Genomic DNA, 15,148 nt, shown 5'->3' on the forward strand with positions numbered 1-15,148 from the left:
CCCGTTAGTGATCCATAGCCTTGCGCATGGCGGCCAGTATGTCGCTGATGGCCGTGTTGATGGCCTCCGGGTTATCCGGATTGGCAGCGATCTGGTTCACCAGGGCACTGCCGACGACCACACCATCGGACACCCGGCTCACCGCCTGCGCAGATTCAGCGTCTTTGATACCAAAGCCTACACCAATGGGCAATTGGGCAAGGTTGCGAATTGTTTCAACCCGGCCGGCCACCTCATCCACATTCAGTGATGCGGAGCCGGTCACCCCTTTCAGGGAGACGTAATACAGGTAGCCGGAACCGGCCTTACCAATCAGCTTGATACGGGCATCCGAAGTGGTCGGCGCCACCAGGAAAATCATGTCCAGCTCGTGGGTATCCATCACCGGTTTGATTTCCAGCGCTTCTTCCGGCGGCAGGTCCACCAGCAGAATGCCATCCACGCCGGCCTGTGAGGCAGCCTTCGCAAAGCTTTCGTAGCCAAGCGCTTCCACCGGGTTCAGATAGCCCATCAGTACCACCGGGGTCCGGGTATCGCGCTCGCGGAACTCCTTGACCATGGCCAGTACATCATGGGTGGAGGTGCCATGGGCCAGGGCCCGTTCACAGGCCTTCTGAATCACCGGACCATCGGCCATGGGATCCGAGAAAGGTACGCCCAGCTCAATGATGTCGGCACCGGCTTCTACCATGGCGTGCATCAGTGGCACCGTCACTTTCTTGCTAGGATCGCCGGCGGTGACAAAGGGTATCAGGGCCTTGCGTTTCTGCTCGGCCAGCCGCTGAAAACAGCTTTCTATACGACGCATTACTGCTCCTTAAAATTCAATGCCATCGATGGCGGCGACAGTCAGAATGTCCTTATCCCCACGACCGGACAGATTCACAACAATATTCTGATCCGGTGACATGGTCGGAGCCAGTTTGCGCGCGTAGGCCAGCGCATGGGCCGACTCCAGAGCCGGCATGATTCCCTCTACCCGGGTCAGCTCACGGAACGCCGAGAGGGCCTCTTTGTCATCCGCGGACACATAGTTAACCCGACCCAGATCTTTCAACCAGGCGTGTTCCGGGCCGACGCCTGGATAATCCAGGCCGGCGGACACGGAATGGGTTTCGATGATCTGGCCGTTATCGTCTTCCATCAGGTAAGTACGGTTACCGTGCAGCACACCCGGGCGCCCGGCGCTCAGCGGTGCCGCATGACGTCCAGTTGCAATGCCGTCACCGGCGGCTTCCACACCGTACATGGCCACGTCATCGTCATTGAGGAAGGGATGGAAAAGGCCAATGGCGTTGGAGCCCCCCCCCACACACGCGACCAGTGCATCCGGCAGTTTGCCGGCCTGCTTCAGGCTCTGCTCACGGGCTTCACGACCGATCACGCACTGGAAATCGCGCACCAGTAGCGGATACGGATGCGGACCTGCCACGGTGCCGATGATGTAGAAAGTGTCATCCACATTGGTGACCCAGTCACGCATGGCCTCATTCATGGCATCTTTCAGGGTTTTCGAGCCGGACGTGACCGGAATCACCTCGGCGCCCAGCAGCTTCATGCGGTAAACGTTGAGCTTTTGCCGCTCCACATCCTCGGCCCCCATGTAGACCTGGCACTTGAGCCCCAGCCGGGCTGCCACGGTGGCAGTTGCCACACCGTGCTGCCCTGCCCCGGTTTCAGCAATCACCCGCGGCTTGCCCATATGCTTGGCAAGCAGAGCCTGACCGATGGTGTTGTTCACCTTGTGGGCACCCGTGTGATTCAGGTCCTCACGCTTGAGCCAGATCTGTGCCCCGCCAAGCTGCTTCGACCATCGCTCCGCCAGATACAGCGGAGACGGGCGGCCAACATAGTGGGCCAGATCGTAGTCGAAATCCGCACGGAATTGCGGATCATCCTTAAGACGCTCATACATGGCGGCCAGATCATCCAGAGCCCCCATCAGGGTCTCGGAAACAAAACAGCCGCCGAACTGGCCAAAATGGCCTCGGGCGTCAGGAAAAGCAGAAAAATCAGGGCGTTCAGACACCAGCTACTCCTCGTATTTTCGCACTTTTGATAAAGGCGCGGATGGCGGAGTGATCCTTGATCCCACCGCTGCGGCCGCCCTGAACAGTCTTCTGCTCAACACCGCCGCTGACATCCACCGCCCATGGCCGCACCTGTGCCACGGCATCGGCCACATTACCCGGGTGCAGGCCACCGGCCAGTACCACGGGAAGAGGCAGATCTTTTGGCAATCTGCCCCAGTTAAACGTTTCCCCGGTGCCACCTGGCACACCAGGTACATAGCTATCTACCAGCAACCCTGCCGCCTCCCGGTATTGCTCCGAGCAGCGATACAGATCCACATCGTCTTTCATTCGCACCGCCTTGATCCAAGGGCGCGAAAAGCGGGTACAGAACTGTGCGGATTCATCACCATGAAACTGCAGCAGATCCAGCGGCACCTGGGCCAGCACATGGTCGATGGCAGCTTGTGACGCATTCACGAACAAACCGACAGTAGTCACGAACGGGGGGAGGCTGGCACAGATTGCCGCCGCCCGGGCGACCGTAACGTAACGGGGGCTGGGCTCGTAAAACACCAGACCAATGGCATCAGCACCGGCGCTTGCTGCCGCCAGTCCATCCTCGATGCGGGTGATGCCACAGATTTTGACCCGGGGTATGGCCATGGGTTCTCCAGTGTATCAAAAGCCCGGCGAATTAGGGATGTTTCGGGGCATTAGCAATAAACCATTCACCACTGCCCGATGTTCATTATGCCTCAAGGGAATGCGGCAACCACAGGGGGCCAAGCGGCTCTCTGGGTAGATCGAAATGATCCGGGTATTCGATATCCACGAGATAGAGGCCAAATGGTGGTGCTGTTGCTGCCCCCTTGCGGCGATCCTTCGATTCAAGCACCTCTCTAGCCCAGCGTGCTGGCCGCTTCCCAGCCCCGATAGTCATCAGCACACCCGCTATATTACGCACCATATGCATCAAGAAGGCGTTAGCATGGGCTTCCAGAACGATCACCTTGCCATATTCGTACAGTTTCAGGCTGTGTAGCGTCTTGTGCGGTGACTTCGCCTGACAATGCACACTACGATAAGCGGTGAAATCATGACTGCCGACCAGACAGGAAGCTGCTTCACGCATAGCATCCAGATTCAGCGGCCGGTAATTCCAGGTCACCTGATTTCGGAACAGGGCCGGCGGGCGCGAGTGATTGTAGATCACGTAACGATAACGACGACTGACCGCAGAAAAACGGGCATGGAATTCCTCACTCACTGGAGTGGCCCAGCGCACGGTCACATCCCGCGGCAGATTGGTATTGCCTCCCATGATCCAGCTTTTCATCTCCCGGGGTGAATCAGAGTCAAAATGCACCACCTGACCAGTGCCGTGCACGCCCGCATCGGTGCGACCGGCACAGACCACCGCCACCGGGTGATCAGCCACTTTCGACAACGCCTTTTCAAGACATTCCTGCACGGTTCTGACACCGGCCTGCTGGGTCTGCCAGCCGCGAAAGTCGGTACCGTCGTATTCAATTCCCAGGGCGATGCGGGCCATGGTTCCACCAAAACAAAAAGGGGGCGATACCTTAAGGCATCGCCCCCTTTTTTCCTAGCGCAGGACGATCAGCCAACCTGCCCCATCAGCTCACGAGCTTCCGCCTGCTGTTGGTCGCTACCTTCGGAAATCACCTCGTTGAGGATATCGCGGGCACCTTCCGTGTCCCCCATGTCGATATAGGCCTTGGCCAGATCCAGCTTGGTGGCGTTTTCGTCGGTCTCTCCGAGGAAGTCGAAATCATCCTCGTCTCCCAACACGTCGCTGTCTGTCTGGGGTGCAGGAGACGGCTCAATATCGTCTACCGGCTCAGCGGCAGCAGCCGGGGCTTCCGGTTCAGGCTCAGGAATCGGCGCTTCGGACGGTGACGCTTCCTGAACCGGCTCTTCATCCAGAGACAAACTGTCGTCCTGATCGTCCAGCTGCAGGTCATCGTCACCCAGCAGATCTTCCAGAGAAGTGGCCTGCTCGGACGCCGGGGTCGGCTCATCAGCGGGCATCTCCAGATCCAGATCGGCAAGATCATCCTTGTCGTCAGTGTCCGCAGAACCGGCCAGGGATTTCTCCGCCGCATCCAGTTCCAGGTCCAGGTCCGTCAGGGTGTCATCCGTACTGTTACCAGAGTCTCCGTCCAGGTCCAGATCATCCAGGGAAAGATCCAGTTCTTCCTTGCTGTCTTCGCTGTCGCCAGACTCATCGAACTCGAGACTCATATCATCCAGGTTCAGATCACCGTATTCGGTATCATCGCCGATGGACGAAGAGCTGACATCGTCAAATTCCAGCACCGGGCTGGCACCCAGAGACTTCTTGTCGGCGTCTGACAGAGGCGTTTCCTGCTCAGCTTGGGTCTTGCTGTCGTCCTCAAAATCCAGGCTGAAATCATCATCCAGCGAGGCCGTATCCCCGGAAGGATCCAGCATCAGGGTGTGATCTTCACTGTCGCTATCCTCATCAGCATCCAGCTCGAAATCGAAATCGGCCAGCTGGTCGCCCTGCTCCTCTTTTTCCTGATCACTTGAGGCAATGGAGAATGCTTCTGCTTCCGGCTCATCCGCCTGCATGGTGGGCACATCGTCACCCAGATCGGAAGAGAGCCCCATTTCAAGATCATCCAGGGACAACGCATCATCATCGCGGTCTGAGGCCTGTGAAGGCACACTACCTCCCAGACGAGCGATGGCTTGATCCACCTCAGGGGAGGTACCGGCAAAAATGCTGGTCTGCTGCCGGAAAGCAGCATCGTCATTCATTTCCTTGAGCAGCTCCAGCAAACGGACTTTCAGATCGGCTCGCTGGGGATGCTTGTTGATCTCGTTGCGCAGGAAGTCAACCGCCTGCGGGTAGCGACCATAGGCCACATAGACTTCTACGTCCTCCAGCGGATCCTGGCTGCTGCCCTGCTCCGGCACTTCGGCTTCGTCATCCTGCTCACTCACTGCGCCTGCAGCGACATCATCATCATCGAGATTGAGCCCGAATTCATCCTGGCCTTCATCATTCAGGTCTTCAAACAGAGCACCACTAGCCTCTTCATCAGCATCATCTTTCTTCTTGCCGCGCAGCAGCAGGAAGAGCAACACCAGAATGGCAATCAGCGCCAGGCCGATATACATCAGGTTATCCAGCAAGAGATCGACAATGCCGCCCTGCTGTTGGGCAGGAGGCTGTGCAGGCGCAACCGGCTTGGGCTTGGCCACCTCCGGCGTTTTTTCAACCTCAGCTTCCCCATCAGCAGCCACGACATCGGCGCCTTCCAGCTGTTCAGAGGACTCAGTGCTCTCTACGCCCTCGGCAGCATCGCCGGCGACATCCGTATCCGTTGCTGTCTCAGACGCATTGGCATCGGCTGTGGCGTCAGAGTCGGCGCCCTGCTTGGGTTCAGTGGATTCCTGATCGGCAGCCGCCATATCAACGTCACCGCCAGCAGAGCCATCATCCAAGGCTGTCACTTCAGATTCGGTCGGCTCATCCATCAACGGGTCATCACCTTCCACGGCGACACCCTGATCTTCGCGCAGCTTTCGGAGCTCTTCCTGCAACTGGGCAATCTGATCGTTACGCAGTTTCAGCAGTTGCTCGCTGGTGCGGGTCTGCGCCTCCAGATCATCAAGGCGGGATTTCAGCTCAGAGTTTTCGCGGTCAAGACGGTCCAGGTTTTCGTCACGAATCGCCAACTCATTCTCAAGCACGGCGGTATTAGCGCTGCCGTCACGAGCTGAGCCAGTGCTGTCACCATCATCCACACCGGCAGTAGATTCCGGAGAAACCAGTTTCACCTGGCCGGTGGTCGGCCCCGACTCATTGTCGTCGCTGTCGGCGACCTGACGACTGCCATCCAGCTGTGCGCGTTGCTGAGGTGCCTGAATACCACGGGCCTCCAGCATCTCGCGCCATTTCCGATTCTGGTCAGCCACTTCCACGATGGCACTGCGGGTGGAGATATTGCGCACTTCCTGTTCGTTAGGGATACGAAGCACCGTGCCTTCCCTAACCAGATTGACGTTATTGTTGATAAAGGCATCAGAATTCATGGTCTGGATAGCGACCAGCATCTGCTGCACAGACACACTTTCTGCCGGGCGATTATCCAGGGCGATACGCCACATGGTGTCGGACGCCTTCACCGTATAAGTGTTGCGCTGGCCTGTGTCGGCCACCGGTTGGCCACTAACCGTAGCCGGGCTGCTGGATTCCGGTGACGTTGCTTGCGTCGGTGGTTGCGCGGCAGGACCACTCGGAGCGGATTGAGGTTCCTGCTCACTGCGACTAACCGGTTGCGGGACCCGGCTAATGGTTGGCGCAGTGGTAGCGGCGCTGTCAGCATAGCTGGGGGGATCCAGCAACACCGTGTACTCACGCATCAAGCGACCGGTGGGCCAGAGAAATTCCACCAGAAAATTCAGATAGGGTTCGCGAACCGGCTGATCCGTGGTGATATGCAACAACGCTTTATCACCGGCCTGGAGCTCAACCGCGAAATCCATGCGGTTGAGAAAATAGGAGCGATCCACCCCGGCTGCGTCAAATTCGGCCTGCGACGCCAGATTCACGAGGATTTCCTCTGCGGTCAGATCGCCGACCTCATGCAGAGAAATTTCCATATCCAGGGGTTGGTTAAGGTAGGAATTCAGCTCGTATTCCCCAACCCCTAAAGCCGCCGCAACGCCTGGTGACATGATGACCAGTGCGGTTAAGCCAAACCCAAGTTTTCGAAGCATGGTCGAACCCTTTATTTATTATGTTTCCCGCGCTCAGCCCGATCCCGCGGGCGCTACCGGACGAACCCGAGGCGGCAAGCAGTCCTATGACGCTGATCACACATTCTGCCCCAGGCAGGGGTCAAAACCTAGAAACCGCGTCACATAATGTCAGTAAGTATCCATTACAGATAGTCTTTTAGCAACTTCTCGACCACCTTCACCGCATTCAAAGCGGCCCCCCAACGGACATTGTCAGCGACGCTAAAATAGCTCAAACCGCCGCTGCCTTCCATGTCTTCCCGAGTTCGGCAAATCCGCAGGCGGGGCTCCCCTTCCACCGAAGCCACCGGTGACATGGCCTGAGGGTCATCATTTTCCAGCACTTCCAGGTCGCTCTGCCCCTCCCAAACGCTCAGGGCCTGAGCCATTGCCAGGGGCTGAATGCTACGAACCGACACACTCTGCCCGTGGCCATAGAAGACCGGCACCCGCACCGTGGTGACCTGTACCGACACAGGCTGGTCGGCCAGAACCCGACGGGTTTCCAGCATCAACTTGAGTTCTTCGCTAGTGAAGCCGTTTTCCTGGACCTGTCCGCTCACCGGCAGCACATTAAAGGCAATCTGGGCCTGGGCAGCCTCGCTGGGGGACAAGCCGTTGAGCAAACGCACGCTCTGTTGGGCCAGTTGATCCACCCCGCTTCTTCCGGTGGCTGATACGGCCTGAAACTGGGTCACCAACACTTCCTGCAGAGGAGCCAGATCGGCCAGGGGCTTGAGTGCCCGCACCAGCTGCACGGTGGCAGCATCAGCACAGGCAACCAGGTTGTTTTCCCGGGCCTGGGCAAGCAGGTCATCATTGACGTCGGCGACCAGCAACGGCACATCGGATTCGTAACGAAACGCCGGCGACAGGTCCACCGCCACTGCCCCGGCCTCCGCGGCAATGGGTGCAAGATGCTGGCTGACCGTGGCACCGGCAGCAAACAACGCCACCTCCACCTGGGAGAAGTCGAAGTCTTCAGCTTTTTTGACGGTCAACGACTTGCCGGCAAAGGACACCTTGCCGCCGGCTCCATTCTCTGACGCCAGCACAAAGAGGTCGCCTACCGGAAACTGACGATCTGCAAGCAACTTGATAATAGCCTCACCGACCAGCCCGGTAGCACCGACAATGGCAAGATTGATAGCGCGCATAGAAACCTCGCAAGAACGATGCTGCAGGGGCGACAATTATCCCCCACAAATACAAACGCGGGCACGGCCTTGATATAACTTAGGCCCTGCCCGCGCTTTTCCCACTTTCAACTTTTAACTGCTTTTTAGCGCTCCATAAGGATGCGCAGCATGCGACGCAGCGGCTCCGCCGCGCCCCACAACAGCTGGTCGCCCACAGTAAAGGCATTCAGGTACTCGCCGCCCATGTTGAGCTTGCGCAGACGACCCACCGGGATGCTCAAGGTGCCGGTTACCGCTGTGGGGGTGAGATCCCGCAGAGTAGCCTCTTTCTCGTTGGGCACCACTTTTACCCAGTCATTGGCCTTGCCGATGATGTCGTAGATTTCATCCAGCGGCACATCGCGGGTGAGCTTCACTGTCAGAGCCTGGGCGTGACAACGCATGGCGCCGATACGCACACAGGTGCCATCCAGAGCAATGGGATCCGCGCCTCGACCCAGGATCTTGTTGGTTTCTGCCTGGGCCTTCCACTCTTCCTTGCTCTGACCGTTTTCCATTTCCTTGTCGATCCAGGGCAGCAGAGAGCCTGCCAGGGAATGACCGAAATGGTCCGTGGGCAGATCGCTGCTGCGCATCGTCGCGGCTACCTGGCTATCAATGTCCAGAATCGCACTGGCCGGGTCAGCCAGCTTGTCCGCTACATCGCCATGAATCTTGCCCATCTGGGCGATCAGCTCGCGCATGTTCTGGGCACCGGCACCGGATGCCGCCTGGTAAGTCTGGGCACTCGCCCATTCGACCAAACCCTCATTGAACAGGCCACCCAGGGCCATCAGCATCAGGCTGACGGTGCAGTTGCCACCCACATAATCTTTCACACCCTTATCCAGGGCACTGTCGATCACATTGCGGTTGACCGGGTCCAGCACGATAACGCTGTTGTCCGCCATACGCAGCGCAGAAGCGGCATCAATCCAGTAACCGTCCCAGCCAGCTTCACGCAGTTTGGGATACACCTCATTGGTGTAATCGCCACCCTGACAGGTCACGATCACATCCAGGCTTTTCAGCTCATCAATGCTCTTGGCATCGCCCAGGGCAGGAATATCCTTGCCCACATCGGGGCCCGCCTGTCCGACCTGGGAGGTCGAGAAAAAGACCGGTTCGATATCTGCAAAATCATTTTCGGCAATCATGCGTTCCATAAGAACGGAACCCACCATGCCACGCCAGCCGACAAAACCGACTTTCTTCATTGGAAAACAGTCTCCTGAAAGGATTGCCCTTTCTATCTGTGAATAAACGGGTGAACGCGCTATTACGCCTGGGCCAGAGCTTCGGCCACGGCGTTACCCATCTCTTCAGTGCCCACTTTGCGAGTGCCCTCGGTGTAGATGTCCGCAGTACGCAACCCCTGATCCAGCACCCGCTCTACCGCAGCTTCAATGGCATCAGCCACATCGCCGCGCTCCAGGCTGTAACGCATCAGCATGGCCAGCGACATGATGGTCGCCAGCGGGTTGGCAATACCCTGGCCGGCAATATCCGGTGCCGAGCCGTGGCAGGGTTCGTACAAGCCCTTGCGGTGCTCGTCCAGGGACGCGGAGGGCAGCATTCCGATGGAGCCGGTGAGCATGGCGGCTTCATCGGAGAGAATGTCACCGAACAGGTTACCGGTGACAATCACATCAAACTGTTTCGGCGCACGCACCAGTTGCATGGCCGCATTGTCCACATACATGTGAGACAACTCGATCTCCGGGTAGGCCTTGGCCTCCTCGGTGACTACTTCTTTCCACAGTTCAGTGACTTCCAGAACATTGGCCTTGTCCACTGAACAAACGCGCTTGCCACGCTTCATGGCAAGCTCGAACGCCACCTTGGCGATACGGCGCATTTCCGATTCGGTGTACACGTAAGTATTGAAACCCACGCGCTCGCCGTTCTCTTCCTTGATACCGCGGGGCTGACCGAAGTAGATGCCGCCGGTCAGCTCACGAACAATCAGGATATCAAGGCCGGAAACCACTTCGGGTTTCAGGCTTGAGGCATCCGCCAGCTGCGGAAACAGGATCGCCGGGCGCAGATTGGCAAACAGCCCCAGCGAGGAACGCAGGCGCAGCAGGCCGCGCTCCGGGCGCTTGTCCCGCTCGATGGTGTCCCACTTGGGGCCACCAATGGAGCCAAACAGGATCGCATCCGCAGCGCGGGCCTTCTCCAAAGTACCTTCCGGCAGCGGATCACCTTCCGCATCCACCGCCGCGCCGCCCACCAGGGCCTCATCCAGCTCTACATCGAGGCCAAACTTCTGTTTGGCGACATTCAGCACCTTCACCGCTTCATCCACGATTTCCGGGCCGATACCGTCACCGGGCAACACCAGTACCTTGCTCATTACCTGCTTCCTGTTACTACTTGATCCAAGTGCTTGATCGGTTGATTAAAAGTTTTTGCTCACCAGCACATCGTCAGGTGCCGAGGCCTTGACCAGCTCCAGAGTGTAGTCACCCTTGTTGCCGGAAGACGGCTTCACCCGCACCTGATAAATACCCTTTTCTTCAAAGGTATGGCGGAATTTACCGAACCGCAGGATGCCGCCCTGATCGGCAAACACTTCCACGGAACGCTCACCGGCATCAATGAATACCGATTCCACACCGCCCTGCTCGGAAATCCGGTCACCGTCGACCTTGAAGATTTCAGCCTTGGCAGAGCTACTGGTGGGCATCTGCCAGCCACCACCGCCATCGCCTTTTTCGGCTACGGAAAGCTGGTTGTCCACGCTCAGTTTGGCCGCGTCATCCGCGTCCGGTTCGTTGTACATGCCGGTCGCACAACCGGCCAGAGTCAGTACTGACAGCAAAGATAAAATTCGCAACATGTGTCGCCTCCTTGTTTTTTCTTTTAATGGTCCCGGACTTTGTTACTGGAAAATCCAGGGTTCCCGCTCGGCGCGGCGTGCTTCATAGGCACGGATGGTGTCTGCCTCGTTGAGCGTGAGGCCGATTTCATCCAGACCGTTCAGCAGACAATGCTTGCGAAACTCATCAATCTCGAACGACAACGGCTCCCCGCTTTCCGGGATCACCTGCTGTTGCTCCAGATCGACTGTGATTCGGAAGCCTTCCTTCCCTTCCACCGCTCTGAACAGGGCTTCCACGTTATCCTCAGACAACACAATGGGCAACAACCCGTTTTTAAAGCAGTTGTTGTAGAAGATATCCGCAAAGCTGGGCGCGATGATGGCCTTGAAACCAAAATCCATCAGCGCCCAGGGGGCATGCTCACGGCTGGAGCCGCACCCGAAGTTGCGACGGGTAAGCAAAATGCTGGCACCCTGATAACGGGACTGATTCAGCACAAAATCTTCGTTTTTCGGGCGCTGACTGCTGTCCTGGCCGGGGAACCCTTCATCCAGATAGCGCCACTCATCAAACAGATTCGGCCCGAAACCGGTGCGTTTGATGGACTTGAGAAACTGCTTGGGAATGATCTGGTCGGTATCCACATTGGCACGATCCAACGGCGCAACCAGCCCTTCCTGACGAATAAATTTTTCCATGATCTGCTCCTCAGGCCCGGTCGAGTTCGCGAATATCCACAAAATGGCCAGCGACTGCGGCAGCCGCTGCCATGGCCGGACTCACCAGATGTGTGCGACCACCATTGCCCTGACGGCCTTCGAAATTACGGTTGGATGTGGACGCACAGTGTTCTCCAGCTTCCAGGCGATCCGGGTTCATGGCCAGACACATGGAACAGCCCGGCTCCCGCCATTCGAAGCCCGCTTCGATAAAGACCTTGTCCAGCCCTTCCTTCTCCGCCTGCTGCTTGACCAGACCCGAACCCGGAACTACCAGCACCTGCTTGACGGAATCCGCTTTTTTTCGGCCCTTGGCCACCTCGGCGGCGGCTCGCAAGTCTTCAATACGTGAGTTGGTGCAGGAACCGATGAAGACCCGGTCAACCTGGATATCCGTGACCGGAACACCCGGTTTCAGCCCCATGTACTCATAGGCCCGCTGCATGCCGGAACGCTTCACCTCATCGCTTTCGGCCTGCGGGTCCGGCAACATGCCATCCACCGGCACCACCATCTCGGGACTGGTGCCCCAGGACACCTGCGGACGGATATCCGCCGCATCAATATTCACTTCCGCGTCGAACTCGGCATCCGCGTCGGATACCAGCGTGCGCCAGTAATCCACCGCCTTATCCCAGTCCTCACCTTTCGGCGCAAAGGGGCGGCCTTCCACGTAATCGATAGTGGTCTGATCCACCGCCACCATGCCGGCACGGGCGCCAGCCTCAATGGCCATGTTGCAGATGGTCATGCGCCCTTCCAGGGACAAACCGCGAATGGCGCTGCCAGCGAATTCAATGGCGTAGCCAGTACCGCCGGCGGTGCCGATGACACCGATAATATGCAACACCACATCCTTGGCAGTGACACCAGGCCCCAGATCCCCTTCCACGGCCACGCGCATGTTCTTCATCTTCTTGGCCACCAGGGTCTGGGTGGCCAGCACATGCTCTACCTCACTGGTGCCGATACCATGGGCCAGACAGGCCAGCGCACCGTTGGTGGAAGTATGGGAATCACCACAAACCACAGTCATGCCAGGCAGCACAGCTCCCTGCTCCGGAGCCATCACGTGAACGATACCCTGGCGTACATCGCCAATGCCGAACTCGGTAATACCAAACTCTTTGGTATTGTCCTGCAGGGTCTGCACCTGGATCCGGGAGGTATCATCCACGATCTCAGCCGCCGATTTGAACGGCGTGGTGGGCACGTTGTGATCAATGGTGGCCACGCTGGCGCCGGTGCGCCAGGGTTTACGACCGGCCAGACGCAGCCCCTCAAACGCTTGGGGCGAGGTCACCTCATGGATGATCTGGCGATCTATATAGATCAGGGCGGAGCCATCCTCACGCTCGGTGACGAGATGAGCGTCCCACAATTTGTCATAGAGGGTCTTGCCGGCCATGCTTCTCTCCCTACGCCGCACTGCAGCAACTTCACCATTGCGACTGGTTTGTCAATAACGATTAATGTAGGGTTCACCCATCAATAAATCCAATTCATATTTTTCATTTTTAAGATAACCAATTATTATCTCGCAACCGAACAACTGGATGCCCCGGGAATGATAGATACGCCGACCCTCAGCGCCTTCATGGCGGTGGCCGAAACCGGCTCGTTTTCTGCCGCCGCAGAGCGCCTCTACATCACCCAGCCTGCGATCAGCAAACGTATCGCCCTGCTAGAACAGCAGCTGGGCGCTCGCCTGTTTGATCGGGTGGGTCGTCAGATCCAGCTCACCGAAGCAGGTCGTTCCCTATTACCACGGGCCCGCCAGGTTCTGATGGATGTGGAAGACATGGCCCGGGCCATTCACGATCTGTCCGGTTCGGTCACCGGCAAACTGCGTATCGGCACCAGCCACCATATCGGCCTGCATCGCCTGCCGCCGGTACTGCGACAGTTCTCCCGGGACTATCCAAAGGTAGAGCTGGACATTCATTTTATCGATTCGGAAGAAGCCTGGGAGGGGGTGCTGCACGGGGAACTGGAAATGGGTGTGGTTACCCTGCCCCCACAGCCAGATGATCGCCTGCAGAGTGATGTAATCTGGCGCGACCCTCTGGTGTTCATGTGCGCACCAGAGCATCCGCTGGCAAAGGTGGAAAATATCACCCTCGAAACCCTTACCGGCTACAGTGCCATTCTGCCGTCACCGGTCACCTTTACCCGCGGCATTGTAGAGAGATTATTTGACGAGCATAACCTGAAGCTCAATATCGCCATGTCTACCAATTACCTGGAAACCATCCACATGATGGTGTCCATCGGTCTGGGCTGGAGCGTACTGCCGGCCACCATGGTAGATGGCTCTGTGGTAGAACTGGCCGTGGATGTACCGTTGCCGGAGCGGGAGCTGGGGGTGGTTATCCACCCGGCCCGCACCCGCTCCAATGCCGCCAAGGCATTTTTGCAGGCACTGGAAGCATCCGGGCTGTAACGCCTCAATCCGCTCTGTTGGAGCTGGTCACACCGCCCACGATCAGCAACATGGCCGCCAATAGCGCGGCCAATGCCGCTCCGTAAAAGAGATTCACCCCCCACTGCTGCCAGAAAAAGCCGGACAATCCGGCCCCCGCAGCCCAGCCAGCACCAAAACCCAGGCTTGAATACAGGGCTTGACCCTGGCCGCCCAGCGACGCCCCGAACTGCCTGTGCACCCAGGCGATACTGGCCGCGTGAAAGCTGCCAAAACTGGCGGCGTGGAGCAGCTGGGCAAACGCCAGCCATAACAACGAATCGGCCACCACCCCAATCAGCAGCCAACGCAGAGCTGCCAACAGCAGACTGGCGACCAGAATCCAGGGAATGGAGAAACGCCGCATCAACCGATGCATGATCAGAAACAGCCCCACTTCTGCCAGTACCCCCAGCGCCCACAGGCCACCCACCACGAATTTGCTGAACCCCAGATCCTGCAGATAGATGCTATAGAAGGTGTAGTAAGGCCCATGAGAGAGTTGCATCAGAAAAGCCGATATCAGAAACAGGGAAACGGCCGGGCGGCGCAACACGCCCCACACAGATGGCCCACCCTCTTCCCGGTGACGCGCCTGCCCGTCGTCCGCCGGCAAGGTCAGCGTACCCAGCCAGAGCAACCACAACAGCGCGCTTAACACCCAGGGCAGCAGGTCAGTGCCAAGTCGGTCCAGCGCCTCGCCAAGCATCAGCACCGCCAGGATAAACCCCACCGATCCCCACAGGCGCACCAGACTGTAACGGTGAGATTGACGCCCCAGAGACTGCAGGGTGAGCACTTCAAACTGTGCCAGTACCGCGTTCCAGAAGAAACTGAACGACACCAGCAGTGCCGCCATGGACCAGAACTGATCGACCCAGAACACCGGCAAGAACACGATCGCCGCCAGCAGGTTGCCAGTACGGATGATACGCAGCCGCTGGCCGCTACGATCCGCCAGCCACCCCCACAGGTTAGGCGCACCAATCTTGGTCAGCTGCGGAATGGCCATCAGCAAGCCGATGGCAGCAGCACTGAAACCCAGGTCCTTCAGGTACAGGGACCAGTAAGGCACCAGGGTGCCCAGCAGTCCGAAATAGAGGAAATAGAAGCCTGACAGTCGCCAGTAATAGGGCATCAGAAAACACAGTCCTTT

13 protein-coding genes are annotated in these 15,148 nt (G+C 58.1%); 1 reads left to right on the forward strand and 12 read right to left on the reverse strand.

Features of this window, described 5'->3' with window-relative positions; translation table 11 throughout:
* Positions 1-4: 4 nt before the first annotated feature.
* The 11 genes from trpA to leuC form a co-directional block, all read right to left on the reverse strand.
* Positions 5-808 (reverse strand): tryptophan synthase subunit alpha, encoded by an 804-nt coding sequence (gene trpA / locus HUJ17_RS09030; protein WP_290510379.1) that lies wholly within the window; start codon positions 806-808, stop codon positions 5-7.
* Between the two features lie 9 nt (positions 809-817).
* Positions 818-2,029 (reverse strand): tryptophan synthase subunit beta, encoded by a 1,212-nt coding sequence (trpB, locus tag HUJ17_RS09035; RefSeq protein ID WP_290510380.1) that lies wholly within the window; start codon positions 2,027-2,029, stop codon positions 818-820.
* Positions 2,022-2,678, reverse strand: a complete 657-nt coding sequence (locus HUJ17_RS09040; RefSeq protein WP_290510381.1) for a phosphoribosylanthranilate isomerase — start codon at positions 2,676-2,678, stop codon at positions 2,022-2,024. Before HUJ17_RS09040 ends, trpB begins: the two co-directional genes overlap by 8 nt.
* 85 nt (positions 2,679-2,763) lie before the next feature.
* On the reverse strand, positions 2,764-3,567 hold the full coding sequence (gene truA / locus HUJ17_RS09045; protein ID WP_290510382.1) for a tRNA pseudouridine(38-40) synthase TruA: 804 nt from the start codon (positions 3,565-3,567) through the stop codon (positions 2,764-2,766).
* 68 nt (positions 3,568-3,635) lie between these two features.
* On the reverse strand, positions 3,636-6,746 hold the full coding sequence (locus tag HUJ17_RS09050; protein ID WP_290510383.1) for a FimV/HubP family polar landmark protein: 3,111 nt from the start codon (positions 6,744-6,746) through the stop codon (positions 3,636-3,638).
* A gap of 206 nt (positions 6,747-6,952) precedes the next feature.
* A complete protein-coding gene (locus HUJ17_RS09055) occupies positions 6,953-7,966 on the reverse strand; it encodes an aspartate-semialdehyde dehydrogenase (RefSeq protein ID WP_290510384.1) in 1,014 nt (337 codons plus the stop codon).
* A gap of 125 nt (positions 7,967-8,091) precedes the next feature.
* Positions 8,092-9,204 carry an aspartate-semialdehyde dehydrogenase gene (asd, locus tag HUJ17_RS09060; protein WP_290510385.1) on the reverse strand — a complete coding sequence of 371 codons (1,113 nt, stop codon included), beginning with the start codon at positions 9,202-9,204 and terminating at the stop codon, positions 8,092-8,094.
* A 62-nt stretch (positions 9,205-9,266) separates the two neighbouring features.
* Positions 9,267-10,343: a 3-isopropylmalate dehydrogenase gene (gene leuB / locus HUJ17_RS09065; RefSeq protein WP_290510386.1), complete on the reverse strand. Its 1,077-nt coding sequence runs from the start codon at positions 10,341-10,343 to the stop codon at positions 9,267-9,269.
* A 45-nt stretch (positions 10,344-10,388) separates the two neighbouring features.
* Positions 10,389-10,829 (reverse strand): hypothetical protein, encoded by a 441-nt coding sequence (locus HUJ17_RS09070; protein WP_290510387.1) that lies wholly within the window; start codon positions 10,827-10,829, stop codon positions 10,389-10,391.
* A gap of 42 nt (positions 10,830-10,871) precedes the next feature.
* Positions 10,872-11,510 (reverse strand): 3-isopropylmalate dehydratase small subunit, encoded by a 639-nt coding sequence (leuD, locus tag HUJ17_RS09075; RefSeq protein WP_290510388.1) that lies wholly within the window; start codon positions 11,508-11,510, stop codon positions 10,872-10,874.
* Positions 11,511-11,520: 10 nt separating this feature from the next.
* Positions 11,521-12,939 carry a 3-isopropylmalate dehydratase large subunit gene (gene leuC, locus HUJ17_RS09080; protein WP_290510389.1) on the reverse strand — a complete coding sequence of 473 codons (1,419 nt, stop codon included), beginning with the start codon at positions 12,937-12,939 and terminating at the stop codon, positions 11,521-11,523.
* Positions 12,940-13,098: 159 nt separating this feature from the next.
* Here leuC and HUJ17_RS09085 point away from each other — a divergent pair, with 159 nt between their 5' ends.
* Positions 13,099-13,974: a LysR family transcriptional regulator gene (locus HUJ17_RS09085; RefSeq protein ID WP_082810792.1), complete on the forward strand. Its 876-nt coding sequence runs from the start codon at positions 13,099-13,101 to the stop codon at positions 13,972-13,974.
* Between the two features lie 4 nt (positions 13,975-13,978).
* Here HUJ17_RS09085 and HUJ17_RS09090 read toward each other — a convergent pair whose 3' ends face one another.
* Positions 13,979-15,130: an MFS transporter gene (locus HUJ17_RS09090; RefSeq protein ID WP_290510390.1), complete on the reverse strand. Its 1,152-nt coding sequence runs from the start codon at positions 15,128-15,130 to the stop codon at positions 13,979-13,981.
* Between the last annotated feature and the right edge of the window lie 18 nt (positions 15,131-15,148).

It is taken from the genome of Alcanivorax sp. (genome assembly GCF_014762765.1).
Lineage (GTDB): Bacteria > Pseudomonadota > Gammaproteobacteria > Pseudomonadales > Alcanivoracaceae > Alcanivorax.